This window comes from Bartonella sp. TT29SHDZB (assembly GCF_042193395.1).
Taxonomy (GTDB): Bacteria; Pseudomonadota; Alphaproteobacteria; order Rhizobiales; family Rhizobiaceae; genus Bartonella.
The window spans coordinates 1-538 of record NZ_JBHILQ010000175.1; the positions used below are offsets into that span (position 1 = coordinate 1).

1 pseudogene is annotated in these 538 nt (G+C 32.9%); it reads right to left on the minus strand.

What is annotated here, in order from left to right:
- Window positions 1-538 (minus strand): annotated as a pseudogene (locus tag ACFIJJ_RS10160) (hypothetical protein); the annotation flags it as partial.

Below are 538 nucleotides of genomic sequence, written 5' to 3' on the forward strand. Positions count from 1 at the left end.
TGGATGCGTAATCCAATTATCCCAAGCGCTTTGCCAATCGCGTTCATTTGCATTTCGACATGGATTGGTTTTTGAAAAGCGTACAAATTTTTCAAATTCTGATAAGGCTTCATCATGCGTTAATCCTTGTTCAGTTGCGTATTGAAAATCGGGTTTGAAATCTTCTAGTATTCTTTCAACTTCTTGTTTTTCCCTTGTTTTCTTGCTTTCTTCAAAAAAGTTTGCTTTCTCTGGAAAATAAGCAGGCATCATCGTGTCAAAGATTTCTGAAAGTTTTTTTCCAACCTTTTTAACTTTTCGTGAAGGCAATTTCGCAATCATCGCTTCGTTAATTTGCCATCGGTTGTTAGCTTCGTTTGAAAGATTGATATTTTGCTCGTGAATGATTGGTTGTTTGGTTTCTATCGTTTTGATTTGTTCTGATTGGCTTTCAACATCACACTCGATTGCCTTTTCAACAAAATCGTTTGTTTCTAAATTTTCAAAATCAATTTCTCTTTTTGATAAAATAATATTTTTATTTTTTTTGTTATTGTTA